This window comes from Pseudoalteromonas sp. HM-SA03 (genome assembly GCF_002289345.1).
In the GTDB taxonomy this organism is placed as follows: Bacteria; Pseudomonadota; Gammaproteobacteria; order Enterobacterales; family Alteromonadaceae; genus Pseudoalteromonas.
Window position 1 is genome coordinate 1 of sequence record NZ_NSDG01000098.1, and the last position, 17,602, is coordinate 17,602.

The following is a 17,602-nucleotide window of genomic DNA, read 5'->3' on the forward strand; positions in this document are numbered from 1 at the left end:
GTCCAGCCCTTTTTCAACAGTCTGCGCCGCCATATTTTGGCGGCTTTTTTATTGCTTCTTTTTATAATTTTCAACGGGATTTGACGAATGAAACAAGTAAACTTCAAGCTTAGCAGCGTAGTTTTGGCTGCAGCTATATCCACATCTGTATTTGCAGCACAGCCGTATAACTGGAATAACCATATTCCAGTTAAAACACCAACCACAAACAGCAATGGTAAGACAGTATTATTTGATGTGTCACACGGTGGCGTTGAAGGAAATGCCGATTGGGTTATTGATGGTGCGTTTTCAGACTTTGCGGATGCATTAGTTAATGAAGGATATACCGTAAAAGAATATCGCGGTGTTGATTTAAACAATGATGGCAAGATAAGATTCTTTGACGACCGTACCTCTCAAAGCAATCAAAATGAAGCGGTTATCAGCTACGATGCGATTAAAGATGCAGATGTCTTTGTATTGGCAGAAACTAACCGTCCTTTCACTCAATCAGAGCAAGCAGCGTTATTGCAGTTTGTAGCGGATGGAAAAGGGATATTTTTTATCGCAGATCATTATGATGCGGATCGTAATCTAAATACGTGGGATGCCACTGAAGTCTTTAATGGCTACAACCGCTCAGATCTGGCCAAGTATAATCTAGGTGGTGAGTACGGTGACTGGCGTAATCCAAAATCAGCAGACATGGGATGGCTTGCAGAAAATTTTGGGATCCGCTTTCGCTTTAATGCCGCGGATTACAAGCAAGGCGTAAGTGGTATTGAGTCTGCGAGCAAAACAGAAGGGATCACACTCGGAGTTACTCCTGTATTGATGGCTGCAGGCGCGACGCTTGCGATTGTAGATGAACAAAAAGCGAAGGGCTTGGTTTATTTTTCACCTTCAGATACACCAGCTAAGTGGCGTCATGCTAAAGATGATGGACTTTACTTTGGTGGTAGAAATGAAGGCCCGTATGTTGCTATCTCAAAAGCAGGGTTAGGCAAAGCCGCATTTATTGGTGATTCTTCCCCAATTGAAGACGCTACACCTAAATACAAGCGTCAGGATAATGGCAGTAGTAAAAAGACTTACCCCGGCTGGACGGACAGAGGTAATGCAGCTGTACTTTCGGTCAACATCATCAATTGGCTAGCAACGCCTGAGTCGTATCAGTACTTTGATGGTACTAACGGTCATGCAAGCGGCGAAGTAACACCTGTGCCAATGGCGCCGCAAGAAATGTCTGATCCAAACAATGGTCAGCCATGGGGGACGCCTGCATCGGGTTTTGATGCATGGAATACAGATAGCTATAAAAATAACTCTTTCAATGCGCCTTATGGTTCAGGGCAAACCAATCCAGATCCTAATCCCGATCCAGAGCCAACTCCTGATGGCACGATTTCTGTAGCACAGGCACTTGCTGCTTCAGCTGGGTCTAAATTTGCGGTGTTAGGTAAAGTGACAGCCGAAGTAAACGGTATCTATGGCCTATTACTCACAGATACTGCCAACGCATCGCTAAGTATCAACGTAAAGCTTGAATCTGCTCAGCGTAGTGACTTTAACCCGCAACTCAATCCTGAGATCCTTGGTCAATCAGTTATAGTGACTGGTACTCGAGACAGCTATATGGGTGAGGCTGGTATTCGTTATGTAAGCGATATTCAGATTGCACCAGTGGCATTGTCGGTTGAGCAGGCGCTTGCAACCGCCGAGGGCAATGAAATTGAGCTTGTTGGGCGTGTTAAATCTGCACTTAATGATATCTATGCTTTAGTACTTGAGGACAGCCAAAATCCAACTAATACGATAAATGTTAAACTTGAAAGTCACCAGCGTGCTGCATTTAGTCCGCAGCTTAATCCATCCATTCTTGATTCTACTTTAGTTATCAAAGGTGTTCGCTCATCGTATATGAGTGCGCCGGGGATACGAGAAGTTAGTGAAATACAAACTGTTGGTACAACGACAGAGCCATCTAGTGATATGAGTGTTGCAGACGTATTAGCGTTAAATAATGGCTCGGCAGTGGTAGTTAGTGGCAAAGTTACAGCAGCTGTAAACGGTATTTATGCGCTTGAATTAAGCGACTCTACTGTTGCTGGCAGCAAGCTATATATTAAGTTGGAAGCGGCTCAGCGTGATGCATTCAGTCCCAAGCTTAACCCGAGTTTGATTGGTAAATCACTGAGAGTTGAAGGGATTAAAAATGACTATATGAGTTATCCAGGTATTCGTAATGTAACCTCACTCGTATTGTTAAATTAAATCACTGTAATAGACCCTCCTTAAAGTAGGCATGGCAACGTTTATGCCTACTTTATTCCAAGCGTTATTCCTGTATATTCTTTGTTCATTCATTATTTCACAAACTACACTTTTGAGGTCATTTACCTAGTTTGGATGGTAATGATTTTTATTTGTGTTAGTGTGTCGGCGTTATAGTGACATAAACTCGCCAGCTACAATGCTTAGTCGAGATCAGTAGGTGCTATTGCTTAGCGTTTACTGAAAGGAATAGTGTTTTTAACTTTGGAACAAACTACATGAAATGCGTTTGCTTAATACTCTCTCTTTTATCCTTTAACCTTTATGCTGCAGCAGTCAACGTTGTGGTCACCGATGTAAGGCAACAACAGCTTGAACGGACATTGTCTTTAACCGGCTCAATTAGTGCAGCACAACACGCTCAAGTGTCAAGTTTAACTGATGGTGTAATCACTAAGATCTCAGCTGAAGCCGGTGATATTGTTGAAGCAAATGCTGTACTACTTAGTCTTGATGCAGCTTTAGTAAAAGCTGAGCTAAAAAGTGTAGAAGCAGCGCTTGAGCGCGCCAAGGTCGATCGCAACAATGCGATAAGGTTGGTAAAAGAAGCGCAGTCTCTATCGCAGCAAAAATTATTTGCGCAAACTGAGCTTGCTGACAGACAGGCTAAGTTACAAGCATCAGAAGCCTCTCTTTTAGAAGCACAAGCTAATATCGCATATCAGCGAGAACTTGTTAACCGTTATCAATTAAAAGCGCCTTTTACGGGGGTGATAGCAAGGCGCACGGTTAATTTAGGTGAGTGGGTGACGCGCGGACAAACGGTGTTTGAGCTAGTGAGTAGCGATATTCTGTGGCTCGATTTGCAAGTACCACAAGAATACTTTCAACTTATTAACCTCGGCCGTGTCGTTAATTTTAGTGTTGCAAGCGCGCCAAGCGTGCAGCATCAAGCTCATGTATTGGCAAAGCTTCCGGTCGTCGACAAAACCAGTCGCTCGTTTCTATTAAGATTGGCTATCCCAAAAGATGCACAGTTGCGTGTCGGCGCATCGGCTACGGCGAAACTGCCGCTAATTCGAGCACAAGATCAAAGCGTGATTATTCCTAGCGATGCGATTTTACGTCATCCCGATGGTGGGTTTAGTGTCTTTGTGGCCGTTGACGGTCAAGCAAAGCGGTTAAACGTAAAAATTGGTGAGCGAATTAATGGTCATATTGAAGTTCTATCCGGCTTAGAGGTAGGGCAAAAAGTGGTGGTCGAAGGCAATGAGTTATTGCAAGAAGGCCAGGCATTAAACATTGTACCGGGTTTATAGGAGCGGGTGATGTTAAGAGCCAGTGTAAATCATGCCATTTTAGTTGCGGTCACGGTATTGATCTGTTCGATATTGGGCATTGTTGCCGCATTTAAAATACCGGTGCAAATGATCCCAGATCTTGAAGTAAGAACCATCACTGTGGTGACTAATTGGCCCGGAGCAACGCCACAAGATGTCGAGAAAGAGATACTTATTGAGCAAGAAAGGTATCTTCGCTCACTTGCGAATCTAAAGCGCATGTCTAGTTATGCAAATACAGGTGAGGCTGAGATAGAGCTTGAGTTTCCATTTGGTGTCGACGTCAACGAAGCGCTCATAAACGTGAGCAACGCGTTATCTCAAGTGCCAAACTACCCTGAAAACGTCGACCAGCCAGTGTTATACAGCAGCGCGTTTTCGAGCAATGCCTTTATGTTTTTTAATCTAAAACCACAACCGGGAAATCCACTCAATCTTGATATCGATATGCTTCGTGATTATGCCGAAGACTTTATTCGCCCAGAAATGGAGAGAGTCAGTGGAGTATCTCAGGTTGGTGTGCGTGGTGGTGCACTCTATCAAGTACAAATTTTGGTAGATCAAGAACAATTGGCGAGCCGTGGAATTAGCTTAGTAGACGTTAGAAATGCAATACGCAGTCGCAACCAAGATGCCTCAGCTGGCGATATAGACAGTGGTAAACGTCGTTATTTGCTGCGTATGGTTGGCCGTTTTGAGTCAGCTAAAGCGCTAGAAGAGCTGGTAGTCAGTCACCGTGCGGGCACCACAATTAAGCTCAAAGATATCGCTCAGGTAAAGCTTGATCATTATGAAGTGCGCGATATAGCCTATAACAATGGCGAGCGAGCCTTAATGCTCTCGGTGAGACGGGAAAGCGGTTCTAACGTGATGGCGATTAAAGAAGAAATGATGGAGGTAGTGGCTCGCATCAACCGTGACATGCTCGCAAGTAATGGACTACAACTGACGCTATTGAGCGATGATGTTCGTTACGTTAAAGGATCCGTTGAAAATGTTTGGACTAATTTAGCGCTAGGTGCGGTGCTTGCGACTCTGGTGATGTTTTGGTTTTTAAAGAGCCCACGCTCGACCTTTATTGGTGTGATGGGCGTTCCAATTTGTACCATCGCGGCATTTTTGGGTCTGTTGTTATTTGACAGAACGATCAATGTGATTTCCCTCGCCGGCGTTGCGTTCGCCATTGGCATGACGGTTGATAACACCATTGTTGTACTTGAGAACATAGAGCAAGCCAGACGCCGAGGTCTCGACAAACTTCAAGCTGCTATTACCGGAGTTCAGGAGGTATGGCCTGCGGTGCTTGCTTCAACCCTGACCACAGTGTTGGTATTCGCACCTATTTTATTTATTCAGCAAGAAGCCGGACAGCTTTATTCCGATGTAGCAATAGCTATTTCTGCCGCAATCATCGCTTCTATGTTGGTCGCCTTGTTTGTGGTGCCTGCTGCTAATGCAAATTTTGCCTGTAAGGAAATCTCCAGTGGCATGTTGTCTACGCCTAAACTACCAACGTTTATTCCGGCGATGTTATCAAGTCCACGTGCTCGCATAGTGTGTATTGTATTCGGTAGTGTGTTGTTACTCGGTGGGGCGTGGTTATTTATGCCTAAAGCCGAATATTTGCCAGAGGGAGAGGAACCAAAAGCGTTCTCTATGATGATAGCGCCTCCGGGCTATAACCTCAGCCATATGCAAAAAATTGCTGATGAACTACTTCCTTATTTAAATAAGCATTTGGAAAACGATGACAGCGATTTTGTATCAGGTAAAACGTCGTTGCCACCTTTAAAATATTATTCGATGTCCGTTGGTGTTGGTAGCATTTGGCTATTGAGTGAACCATACAACCGTGAATACATCGATGAAATGATGGAGGCAATCACGACCAAGTTTAGAAGCTACCCAGGAATGCGTGCATTTTCTTCACGAGGCTCGATTATCTCAAGTAATGACGGCGGTTCAAGAGCGGTCGCTTTGGATATTAGCGGTACAGATCAAACGGCGCTCTACCGGGCGGCAGATGCAGTGTATCGGTTAGCAGGGGAGGTCTTTGATAATCCACAAGTGGATTCTGCGCCATCTTCTCTGACACTCGACCAACCGTTAATAGAGATTCAACCAAGGTGGCAACGGCTGGCTGAAGTGGGTATGAGTGCTGACGAACTCGGCTATACGGTCGCAGCCCTGAGTGACGGCGCTTATGTTGATGAGTTGATTTTAGACGATGACAAAGTAGACGTCTTTTTATTTTCTGAGTCGGGTAATCAGCAAAGTCTTTCGCAATTAGCGCAGTCACCTGTTGTCACTAAAGCTGGACTGATCCCGCTAAGCGCTTTGGCCGACCTACGAGAAAAAGCAGACAGTGATAGTTTGCGTCGAGTTGATGGTCGTAGAACCGTGACTGTATATATTATTCCGCCAAGAAATGTTGCGCTAGAGGAAGCGCAGGCATTAGTAAGAACAGAATTATTGCCGCAACTTCAGAGGCAAGGCGATCTGCTTCCTGGTGTCAATGTGAGTATAGGTGGTGCTGCCGATCAACTAGACAAAACCAAAGAAGCGCTGGGCAGTAATTTTATCGTTGCATTAGCGCTGTGTTACTTATTACTTGTCGCAATCTTCAAGCATTGGGGCTACCCGCTATTTATCATGGCAACAGTGCCGCTTGGCATGGCAGGGGGCTTACTTGGACTAATTGCTATTAATGGCATTGGTAGCATAACAGGCACTTTCCACCAGCCTTTTGACATGATCACCATGCTTGGCTTTTTAATCTTGTTAGGGACCGTGGTTAATAACCCTATTTTGATTGTGGATCAAAGCCGCAGAAACCTTGAGAGTACCGCGATGAGTGTTTACGAGGCGGTGATCTCAGCACTACAAACGCGATTAAAACCGATTGTGATGTCAACGATGACAACCCTATGTGGTCTTGCGCCATTGGTGTTTATTCCAGGGGAAGGATCTGAGCTTTATCGAGGCGTTGGCATGATAGTACTTTGTGGTATTGCCATGGCAACTGTCGTCACGCTCACCATTTTGCCCGCGTTATTAGTCAGCTTTTTAAAACGGCCAGTAGAGAGTTCTGTAAGCAAACTTTAACCACATATTAATCACGCTGTGGATATTATGAATGCCTTGCTTGAACAACTCTGTTCTGCAGGGCATTTTTATTGCTAAGTGGTATGAAAACTTGAATTTAACGGTTTTTGCCCACAGTAAAATAAGATGCGTACAGGTTTACATAATAAAAAGAGCACAATATGACAACTAACATACGCTCTGCAATTATCGCTGAGGGCGGAGGTCAAAAAGGCATTTTTACAGCGGGCGTGCTTGATGCTTTTCTTGAGAAAAAATTTACGCCTTTTGATTTAAAAGTGGGTGTCTCAGCGGGTGCACAAAACCTCGCAGCCTATTGTGCTCGCGCAAGTCAATATGCGCAAACTGCTATCGAATCTCTGACGACGGAGCAGCAGTTTTTCCGTCCCGCGCGATTTTTTACCGGTGGTAATGTCATTGACTTGGATTGGTATTTTCAACAAGTAGAGCACAGCGGCAAAGTACGGTTTCCAACTGAGCCTAATCACCTTACGCCGGAAAGTAACTTTTATGCGGTTGCAAGTCACTTAGACTCGCTTGAGCCACATTATTTGCATACGTGGCACGATAACATGTTTACCCATTTAAAGGCTTCTAGTGCGATCCCTTTTTTATATCGTCCAGGAGTTAAAGTTGCGGGTCACGGAATGATGGATGGCGGCGTAGCCGATCCTTTACCCGTGCGCTGGGCACACAGTCAAGGGGCAAAGACGATTTGGGTGATCAGAACCATTGAGGCACATGACGATGGCAAAATGCCAGTGCTTGAGCGCTTAAAGCCAATCATGCGGCGCGTTAATCAATCTCCTCGAATGTTTGAAATGTATCATCACTATCAAAGTCGCTATGCCGATGCGGTGAACTTTATGAATTCACCACCAGAAGATGTTAACGTCATTCAAATAGCGCCCAATAGACCACTGGAATCTATGATTTTAGGCTCAAGCCCTGAGACCTTAAAGTCTGATTATAAATTGGGGTTTGAGCTGGGATTAAAAGCGGTAGATAAATGGCGTGATATGCTTGAAGTCAGTGTAATGTAACAAGCAAGTCTCAGGTTGAGACTTGCTAAGTAACCTGAGCTGCGGATAATTAATGCCTTGCTAGCAGCCAGTTTTAGCGCTAACTGCGTTGAATTCACTTCCAATAGCCAGCTATTGGTGCGTAAATTCGCCTTGCCTACAGGATGTAGGTACCTTAGCGAGAGCAGGACGCGGAAGCGGTGTTTTCCCTAAAACTCTCTGGCTAGACAAGGAAAAAACTAAGTTGTTCTTTAGAAACAATGAGTTGGAACATTCCTTATCCAAACCTCAGGTTAAGTATTATGTGCGTTTAAGACTTGCGAATTGAAATAGAATTCGCTTCGATATCAATTCGGCCATCTTTGAATAAACCACCGATGGCTTTTTTAAAGTTAGCTTTAGAGGTAGAGAAAGTACGCTTGATGGCGTCAGGATCTGATTTATCGCCTAGCGGTAAATAGCCGCCGCTTTCTTCGAGCTTGCTATAAATGATTTCCGCAAGGTCTTTAACCTTACCTATACCTGGCTTTTCTAACACGATATCAATCTTATCTTCGTCATGAACCGCTTTTACAAAGCCCTTCATGCGCTGACCAATATACATGCGCTTAAATACATCATTGAAAAAGACCAATCCAAAGTGTTTTTCATTGACTATCACTTTATAGCCAAGATCGGTTTTTGCCGCGACGATTAGGCCTACTTCTTCGAATTTTTCGTACTCGGCTTTTGATTTACTCAAAAATTTACCCAGCGCACTAGACGCACAAATACGCTTACTGGCGTTGTCTAGGTAAAGCCTAACCAAATAGCTATAGCCGTCGCGCATTTTCGGTTTTTGTTCATTGAAAGGCGCTAACACGTCTTTTTCAATGCCCAAATCCATAAAAGCACCAACCTTATTGATCTCTTTTACGCGCAGCAGAGCAAACTCACCGACTTGTGCAAGTGGCTTTTTGGTTGTTGCCGTTGCGTGTCCCAAGTTATCTAAATAGATAAATACTTCAACAGAGTCACCTTCTTCGGTGTGCTTTGGCACCTCTGCTCGAGGAAGAAATACGTCACCAAGCTCACCACCGTTTAAATAAGCCCCTTCCGCGGTAAGCTCTTCAATGGTTAACATTTTGATTTGACCTAACATGATTATTCCTCGTCAGTTTGTGGTTTTGGTTTGCGACGCATCGGCATAGTACCGTCAATATCAATCGGTGGCGGGACCACTTTTCTCGGTTGTGATTTTTTCACCGGCTTTTTCTTAGGTTTATTTGTTTGCTTTGGCGCAGACTCTGCAGGGCGATTTTTACTCTGCTGCGGTTTTTGCTTAAGTCCTTTGAATTTACCAACAAGACCGGGGACTTCTTCAAAACGTAGTGGCTCATCAAGATAGTTTTTGATTGCCACATAGCTATCCCAATCTTTAGGACCAACAAATGAAATCGCAGTGCCTTTAAACCCGGCACGTCCTGTACGACCGATACGGTGGACATATTCTTCTGCCTGCTTAGGCAAGTCAAAATTCATAACATGGGTAACAGAGAGCAAATCGAGACCACGAGAAGCAACGTCTGTGGTAACAAGTACTTTATAGATACCACGGCTGAAGCTTTCCATAATGTCTAACCGCTTATTTTGCGGCATATCGCCCGACAACGATACCGCTTTAATCGACATCTCATTTAACAGTTTGCTTAATCGGTCTGTGTCGCCACGGGTTGCGGTAAAGATAATGCACTGTCCTACGTCATCTTGTGTGATGAAGTGCTTAAGCAGCGCTTCTTTATGATCTAAATGATCGGCAAAGTAGAGTGCTTGCTTAATGTCTTCATGCTGCTGGTGGGCATTGCTTAACATAATGCGCTTTGGCGATTTAAGTAATTGACGTGATGATGCTTCAACTTGTGTATGATCTAGCGTAGCTGAAAATAGCAGCGTTTGTCTTTGGCGGTGATCTGCAGAGTCATTAATGACGTCTAACTGTTTTTCAAAGCCAAGGTCAAACATACGATCTGCTTCATCAAAAATAAGCAGCTCAAGACCACCTAAAAATAATGAGCGATTTTCAACGTGATCGGCAATACGACCAGGAGTACCCACTACAAAATGTGGGTCGCGGCGTAGCGCTTTTACCTGATCATTGTAGTTTTCACCACCCAAAATCTTACAGACTTGAATATTAGTGCCAGCACACAGTGCACGACACTCAGAGAACACTTGAGTCGCGAGTTCACGAGTTGGGGCTACGATAACAACGCGAGGATCGCGTTTGCTTAGCGCTTTTTGTTTCATTACACGCTGTACGGCAGGCAGCAAGAAGGCTAGGGTTTTGCCAGAGCCTGTTTTAGACTGCGCAAAAACATCGTGGCCAGCTAGAGCCGTTGGGATGGCATGCGCTTGGATCTCGGTCGGTTCCGTGATCCCTTGGTGAGCCAGTTGTTGTTCTAGGCGCGTATCTATCCCAAGTTCAGTGAATCTCAAGTCAATTTCTCCAAGTCTTGAATTTTAAAAACACGAGATTATACCAAAGCATAGACGCTATCGGATATAGAATTTGTGTTTTTTGCATTTTAATCAAAAATCCGTAAAATACGCGCCTCAGCGCCGGGTTTGCGACTCGGTTTTCGTGCTTTACACATCGTCATACTTAATGTGTAAGCTAATCAAAGCTTAAATCTAGGAAAATACAATGTCAGAACAATACGTTGTTTGTGCTATGTACAAGTTTGTCTCTTTACCTAACTACCAAGAGATAAGACAGCCACTTCACGATGTGATGGAAGCGAATGAAGTTCGCGGTACGTTATTACTTGCCGAAGAAGGTATCAATGGTACCGTTGCCGGTAAACGTGAAGGCATTGATGCGCTACTTGCATGGTTAGACAAACAACCAGGCCTTGATAACATCGTTTATAAAGAGTCGTTCGATGAAACGTGCCCTTTCTACCGCACTAAAGTAAAGCTTAAGAAAGAAATCGTGACCATGGGTGTACAAGGTATAGACCCTAAAGAGGTGGTTGGTACGTACGTAAAACCACAAGATTGGAACGCACTGATTTCAGACCCTGACGTTGTACTCGTTGATACGCGTAACGACTATGAAATCGAGATCGGTACATTCAAAAATGCCATCGATCCTAAAACCAAGACTTTCCGTGAATTCCCAGAGTGGGCGCAAAATAACTTAAACCCAGAAAAACACAAAAAAGTGGCGATGTTCTGTACTGGCGGGATCCGCTGTGAAAAATCGACAGCGTATATGAAAGAGCAAGGCTTCGAAGAGGTTTATCACTTGGAAGGCGGTATTCTTAAATACTTAGAAGACGTGCCAAAAGAAGAAACCATGTGGGAAGGCGAGTGTTTTGTGTTTGATAACCGTGTTGCTGTTGATCATGATTTAAACAAAGGGTCTTATGATCAATGCCATGCTTGTCGTATGCCAATCACGGAAGCAGAGAAACAACTCGAAGAATATATGGAAGGGGTGTCTTGTCACCACTGCCACAAAGACTTAACAGAAGAGCAAGTTGCACGATTTGCTGAGCGCCAAAAGCAAATTGAACTGGCGAAGCTACGCGGCGAAGGTCATATCGGTCATGAAGCACAGGATGCTATTCGTAAGCGTAAAGAAGAAAAGCTAGCGCAAAAAGAAGCGCAACGTCAAAAACGCTAAAGATGCATTGTACTAAGAATAGTTTGCTTTTATGCTGGAGCCAGTAATACTGGCTCTTTGCGTTTTAAATTGGTTATAATTCGCGTCCATTTTTTACAGCGAGAAAGACACGTGGGCGAAGCAAGCTTAACTACCTTACATCTATTGGCAACCGATCCAAGCGCAGTGGCGCAAGCGGCTGAACTTGCACGTGATGGTCACCTTGTTGCGGTTCCAACAGAAACCGTTTACGGCTTAGCAGCAGATGCAAGGCAACCCGATGCGGTAAAAAAAATCTTTGCAGCAAAAGGACGCCCAGCTGATCACCCGCTAATCGTACACCTCGCTGACAAGTCTTTGGTCACTGAGTGGGTGGAAACATTGCCAGACTATTTTGACGCTTTAGCAGATGCGTTTTGGCCGGGACCACTGACGATCGTTGCCAAAAAGCAAGCACATGTGAGCGATGTAGTCACAGGCGGCCACTCAACCGTGGGTATACGTGTGCCAAATCATCCTGCATTGATAGCATTATTGCAGCACATTAACTCCGGACTTGCTGCGCCCTCTGCCAATCCTTACAAAAAAATTAGTCCAACCACCGCCGAGCAAGTGTTGTTTGGATTGTCTGGCAAGATAGCGATAGCAGCTGTGTTAGACGGCGGNTGTGAAGTAGGACTTGAGTCTACGATTGTCGATATATCTTCAGCCACACCGAGGATCTTGCGAGCAGGCCCTATTACTAAAGCTGCACTTGAAGCGGTGCTCAATATTGAAGTGGATGAGCCTGATGTACACACTGTAGCCGTCCCGGGTAACGTAAAAGCCCATTATCAACCAAGCAAACCGCTTACTCTGTTGTCAACGGAAGAGTTAGTTGCTCGCCTAAGCGGCCAGTGCGAAGCGAATACCGGTGTGTTGTATTATTCATCACAAATAGAGCGAATGATCTCTGAGAATTCAGCAAACAACGAGCTGGTGGATCTCAAACTTGGTGCTGACAAAGCCAAGTATGCGCAGGGGCTTTATCACGGGTTACATCAATTGGACCAATCAAGTGCAACCGAGATTTTGTTGGAAGCACCACCAACTGCCCCCGAATGGCGCGATGTTAACGACAGACTGATGCGTGCGGCCGCACAATAGTCATAATTTGGCGCGGTAGTCTATCGCGCCTAACTCTGCCTCAATCTTTACATAACTTTACCTTACTTTACATGGGCTTATCTTGCCTTTAAAACGCTGCAAGGCATACTGCATCTTATCGCACTTATCCTGTGTGTTATCGAATAGTTTATCTTGATGTGAGTGATTAACTGTTACACTCAAATATAGCTGAGAACAATGGAAATTATTAAGGTTAATATGTGTAAAGTAACGCGCTTGGTGGTTTTTACGGCCACTATGCTGATAACCAATGCCGCTTTGGCGAAACCTTCGCAAGTGATTGCAGAGCCTATTCAATTTGAAAGCAGTAGCCAGCAAATTCAGGCAGTAGGTAATGCTGAAGCTATTCAATCGGTTATTTTGTATCCCGCGATTGGTGATAGGGTGACTGCGGTACATTTTAAACCGGGCGATCAGGTTAAAGCGGGTACTTTGCTATTGGAGCTAGACTCACGCCGCCAAAAAGCGGCGCTTGAAGAAGCTAAAATTCGTCTTGCAGATGCGCAGCGCACCGTCGACCGCCTAACTGATAGCCAAAAGCGCGGCGCCGTCCCAATTAATGAATTAGATAAAGCGGTAACGGACAGAGACTTAGCAAAGGTCGCCTTGATCCAAGCTAAGAATGAATTAGAAGACCGCCAAGTGATCGCCCCTTTTTCTGGCGTAATGGGACTTACCGACGTCGAGGTTGGAGATCGCATTACCACCCAAACCGCGATTGCGAGTATCGATAACTTTGATAAGTTGTATGTTCAATTTGCGGCACCAGAATCGGCGTATGGCATGCTTAAATCGACCGATAGCGTGCTGCTGACACCTTGGAATGATAATTCAACACGGATCGACGCAAAGATAGCGCAAATGGACTCTAGAATTGACCCAACAGCCCGCACACTAAAAATCAAAGCCATTTTTGAAAACCGCAATGATCGTTTTTTGCCCGGAATGAGCTTTAGAGTATCGCTAACGGTATTAGGCGAGGAGTTTGCCGTTATTCCTGAAGCTGCATTACTTTGGGGCGCAACAGGTCCTTATGTATGGAAAGAAGTAGATGGCAAAGCTAATCGTATTAATGTGAAAATCCAACAGCGTTTACCCGGTAAATTGCTGGTATCAGGCGATTTGGCAGCAAGAGAATTATTAGTTGTAGAAGGGGTGCAACGTCTTCGTCCTGGGCAAGAAATTGCGGTGACGAATGCACTGGCGAAGGAATAAATCGTGACTAAACCGGAGTTACCACAGTTACAAGATTTACCGTCGATGGCCATTCGCCGTCCGGTATTAATCGTTGTATTAAATTTATTGATTATTATTGCCGGTATTGCTGCTCTTGCCGGCGTTGAAGTTCGTGAACTGCCCGATGTAGATAGGCCAAGTTTAACGGTGTCCGCATCGTTTCCTGGCGGCTCGCCTGAGACCGTAGATACCGAAGTCACGAGTAAGTTAGAAGGGGCCGTCGCGCGTGTCAGTGGTGTAAAAAGTATTCGTGCACAAAGTGAAGAAAATAATGCACGGATTGTTGTTGAATTTCGTCCGGGCATTAACCTAGACGATGCAGCAAACGAAACACGCGAATCCGTTTCTCGAGTACAAAGAGAGCTACCTGAAGAAGTTGAGCGGGTGTCCATTATTAAAGCGGATAATGATGCAGAAGCGGTGGTGTCTTTAACTGTAAGTAGTGCCTCTTTGACACTTGAAGGATTGACCGAGCGAGTAGAAAAAGACTTAGCGCCGCAGTTTTTAACTATTCCAGGCGTAGCCGATGTGCGCCTGAACGGCGATAGAGAGCGGGNGACTTGATCCGTTAAAACTGACAAGCTTTAATCTAACCGTTCCGGATGTTGCTGCGGCGCTTAGACAAGCACCTTTTGATGTACCCGCGGGCAGTTTAAAATCGGACGATCAACAGCTGATTGTCCGTGCCGATGCCACCTCAGTAACCGCTGAGCAGGTGAGTGATATCATCATTCGTGGTGAGACTCGGGTGGGGGATATTGCCTCTGTGTATTTTGGGCCGGCTGATCCTCGCTCTATGGTGAGGCTCGACGGAGAGCCTGTAATTGGTATTGAGATCATTCGCCAAGCACAGTCCAATACCATTGAAATCTCAGACGAAGTATTACAGCTCGTTGATAAGATAAAAGTACGCTTTCCAGATCTGGAGCTATTCGTCACCTCCGATGATGCACAGTTTATTCGCTCATCCGTAGACGAAGTCTTGAGCTCTTTGGTGATAACCATATTGCTAGTGGTATTTACGCTTTGGGTATTTATTGGCTCGTGGCGTGCTACGCTTATTCCAGCTTTTGCAATCCCGGTCGCGCTTATCGGTTCTTTGGCGCTGATCTGGGCACTTGGCTTCTCTGTTAATATTTTAACCTTGCTAGCACTGGTGTTGGCCACTGGGCTTATCGTCGATGATGCGATTGTAGTGAGTGAAAATATTCAGCGTCGTCGTGGCGAGGGAATAGGTCGTCGCGCCGCGGCAGTACTTGGAACAAGAGAAGTCTTCTTTGCTGTAGTCGCAACAACCGCAGTACTTGCTGCGGTATTCGTACCGATTGCCTTTTTACCGTCAACTGCGGGTCGACTGTTCAGGGAGTTTGGTGGCGTGTTGGCTGGTGCCGTGATTATTTCTTCATTTGTGGCACTGTCATTGGTGCCGGCATTAACGTCTAAGTTAAAAGTAAAGCAAGATAGCAAAAAGCACCTGTTTTCGAGTATTGGTGTGAAACTCGCAGAAATGTATCGCGGTACGATCCACTGGGTACTTGACTATGCATGGCTAACCTTTGGTGTATTTGTGGTTATTGCGAGCTTATCTGGTGCGCTCTATTCGCAATTGGATAATGAGCTTTTGCCATCTGAAGACAGAGGTAAAATTCGCATTTTCGCAAGAGGGCCTGACGGTGTTGGTCTTAACTTTATGGATAGACAAGCCAAACAAATGGAAGACATTTTATTACCTTTTGTGGAAAGCGGAGAAATAGAGTCAATCTATACGGTTGTCGGTCAGTGGGATCCAAATATTGTATTTATCACTGTGCCATTAAAGCATTGGGATGAGCGTCATTTCTCGCAACAGGAAATTATCGATAAGATCAGAGGACCGCTTGGTAATATACCCGGTGCACCTGCTCGTGCCTTTGGTGCAAATAGCTTAAACCTAAGAGGCCAAGGTGGTGGTATCGAGCTTGCGCTACTTGGTAACGACTATTTAGAGATCTTTAAAGCAGCGCAACAATTTGCGGCTTTGGTTGAAAAAGAAATGCCAGACGTAGCGCCGGTGCAAATCTCTTATCAGCCCTCACAACCTCAGCTGCGCGTAAACATTGACCGCAGAAGAGCAGAAGAGCTTGGCGTTAGTTTGAGTGATATCTCAACGACACTTAGGGCAGCCATTAATGGCGATGATGTTGCTGATTTGAATGTTGGCGACCAATCCATACCAATTATGCTGCAAGCTCAAAACCATACCATCAGAGACCCAAGTGATTTGGCTAACCTTTATGTTGGCAGCCGCTCTGGTGCATTGGTTCCGCTAAGTAGCCTTGCCGTTATTGTAGAAGAGGGCGTAGCTGCCGAGCTTGAACGCCATGCGCAGCGTCGTAGTATCGAGCTGGATATGAAACAGCCAGAAGACATGCCTATGGCAGAAGTGGTTGAAAAATTACGAACGCTGGCAGATCAGAGTTTACCCGACAGCGTGACGTTGGCGTTTAAAGGAGAAGCGTTAACGTTTGAAGAAACGGCCAACGAAGTGTTACTTACCTACGTGCTGGCATTCTTAATTGTATTGCTCGTACTTGCTGCGCAATTTGAAAGCGTGAATAGTGCCGTTGTAGTTATGATCACAGTTCCGTTTGGGATCACCTCCGCCATATTGGCGCTGTATCTTACCGGAACCTCGCTAAACATATATTCGCAAATCGGCTTAGTGATGTTGATTGGTTTAATTGCTAAAAATGCCATCTTGTTAGTTGAGTTCGCTGATCAGTTACGTGACAAAGGACGGTCAGTAAGACAAGCCGTTGAAGAAGCAGCTGTGATCCGTTTACGCCCTATCATGATGACCTTAGTATCTACATTGCTTGGTGCTTTACCGTTGATTTTATCTGTTGGCGCTGGTGCTGAGTCGAGAAATGCAATCGGCTGGGTCGTATTTGGCGGATTAGGCTTAGCGGTTTTCTTTACGCTTTATCTCACACCTGTCGTTTATCTCGGTTTAGCGAGATTTACAAAACCGAGGGCGGATGAAACCAAATTATTAGTGGATGAACTTGATAAAGCTGAAAGTTAAATTCTCCGGTTAAAAATAAAGTAAAGCGAGCGCAGCAATAGCTGCGCTTTTTTTATACAGCGATTAATGTTGTGGTAACACATTCTTTGATACTTTTTGTTGAACTTTTCATTATTTAAACTGTCACAACCGATGTGGTTGTTTTATAGCCAGTATGTTTGCTACTCTAAGACAGTAAATCCTGTTTTCTATAACAATAATAAAAATAACAAGCTAATTGAAAGAAGATGTGTCATGGGTAATTTATTTTTAAAAGAACGGGAAAATTGGACCGCCTGGATTATTTGGAGCTTGATAGGATGCACGGCAACCGTTGCATTATCGAGTTATACCAGTGAGATATGGATGGGGCTATTAGCGCCTATTTTGGTATTAGGATTACTAACAACATGGATGAGTTACACCAAGCGATTTGATTTTTCCAGAGCATTCAAAGTGCTTAGTACCGTTGTGTTGTTTTCATCTATTCCGGTTATCATTGAAAAAGTGCTGCCTGCAAAAAACGCAGTTATTGGTATGATTGACTCGGGGATCATCGTGATTGCAATGGTTATCGCCAGTTGTATTTTTGCTTACATTGCCAAAAGGCCAAAGCAATATTATTGATTATTCGGCTATTATTTGCGCTTTTGAATGCAAAAATCGAAATAGTGCTTTACAACCGATGGATAAATCCATAAAATGCGCGCCAACAACGGAGAGATGGCTGAGTGGTTGAAAGCACCGGTCTTGAAAACCGGCATACGTTAATAGCGTATCTAGGGTT

Annotated in this window: 10 protein-coding genes, 1 tRNA gene and 1 pseudogene (1 of these 12 cut by a window edge); 10 read left to right on the top strand and 2 right to left on the bottom strand. The window is 44.7% G+C overall.

Features of this window, described 5'->3' with window-relative positions; all coding sequences use genetic code 11:
* The first annotated feature begins 87 nt into the window (after positions 1 to 87).
* From CKO50_RS18710 to CKO50_RS18725, 4 genes are all read left to right on the top strand, one after another.
* Positions 88 to 2,256, top strand: coding sequence for a DUF6359 domain-containing protein (locus CKO50_RS18710; RefSeq protein ID WP_095729386.1), 2,169 nt, complete (start codon positions 88 to 90; stop codon positions 2,254 to 2,256).
* 278 nt (positions 2,257 to 2,534) lie between these two features.
* Positions 2,535 to 3,575, top strand: a complete 1,041-nt coding sequence (locus CKO50_RS18715) for an efflux RND transporter periplasmic adaptor subunit (RefSeq protein WP_095729387.1) — start codon at positions 2,535 to 2,537, stop codon at positions 3,573 to 3,575.
* Positions 3,576 to 3,584: 9 nt separating this feature from the next.
* Positions 3,585 to 6,701, top strand: a complete 3,117-nt coding sequence (locus tag CKO50_RS18720; RefSeq protein ID WP_095729388.1) for an efflux RND transporter permease subunit — start codon at positions 3,585 to 3,587, stop codon at positions 6,699 to 6,701.
* Positions 6,702 to 6,862: 161 nt separating this feature from the next.
* Positions 6,863 to 7,744 (top strand): patatin family protein, encoded by an 882-nt coding sequence (locus CKO50_RS18725; protein WP_095729389.1) that lies wholly within the window; start codon positions 6,863 to 6,865, stop codon positions 7,742 to 7,744.
* A 289-nt stretch (positions 7,745 to 8,033) separates the two neighbouring features.
* On the opposite strand, the gene CKO50_RS18730 is transcribed toward CKO50_RS18725, so the two are convergent.
* Positions 8,034 to 8,864, bottom strand: a complete 831-nt coding sequence (locus CKO50_RS18730) for a S1 RNA-binding domain-containing protein (protein ID WP_095729390.1) — start codon at positions 8,862 to 8,864, stop codon at positions 8,034 to 8,036.
* 2 nt (positions 8,865 to 8,866) lie between these two features.
* Complete coding sequence (locus CKO50_RS18735; RefSeq protein WP_095729391.1) at positions 8,867 to 10,198, bottom strand: DEAD/DEAH box helicase; 1,332 nt, start codon at positions 10,196 to 10,198, stop codon at positions 8,867 to 8,869.
* Positions 10,199 to 10,406: 208 nt separating this feature from the next.
* Between CKO50_RS18735 and CKO50_RS18740 the strand changes: the two genes are divergently transcribed.
* The 6 genes and pseudogenes from CKO50_RS18740 to CKO50_RS18765 form a co-directional block, all read left to right on the top strand.
* Positions 10,407 to 11,390 carry a rhodanese-related sulfurtransferase gene (locus CKO50_RS18740; protein WP_095729392.1) on the top strand — a complete coding sequence of 328 codons (984 nt, stop codon included), beginning with the start codon at positions 10,407 to 10,409 and terminating at the stop codon, positions 11,388 to 11,390.
* Between the two features lie 111 nt (positions 11,391 to 11,501).
* Positions 11,502 to 12,515 (top strand): L-threonylcarbamoyladenylate synthase, encoded by a 1,014-nt coding sequence (locus CKO50_RS18745; RefSeq protein WP_095729393.1) that lies wholly within the window; start codon positions 11,502 to 11,504, stop codon positions 12,513 to 12,515.
* Between the two features lie 198 nt (positions 12,516 to 12,713).
* Positions 12,714 to 13,751, top strand: a complete 1,038-nt coding sequence (locus CKO50_RS18750) for an efflux RND transporter periplasmic adaptor subunit (RefSeq protein ID WP_095729394.1) — start codon at positions 12,714 to 12,716, stop codon at positions 13,749 to 13,751.
* A gap of 45 nt (positions 13,752 to 13,796) precedes the next feature.
* Positions 13,797 to 16,836: pseudogene (locus CKO50_RS18755) on the top strand (efflux RND transporter permease subunit).
* A 234-nt stretch (positions 16,837 to 17,070) separates the two neighbouring features.
* Positions 17,071 to 17,442, top strand: a complete 372-nt coding sequence (locus tag CKO50_RS18760; RefSeq protein WP_010379077.1) for a hypothetical protein — start codon at positions 17,071 to 17,073, stop codon at positions 17,440 to 17,442.
* Between the two features lie 90 nt (positions 17,443 to 17,532).
* Positions 17,533 to 17,602: transfer RNA gene (locus tag CKO50_RS18765), tRNA-Ser, on the top strand (it continues 29 nt past the right edge of the window).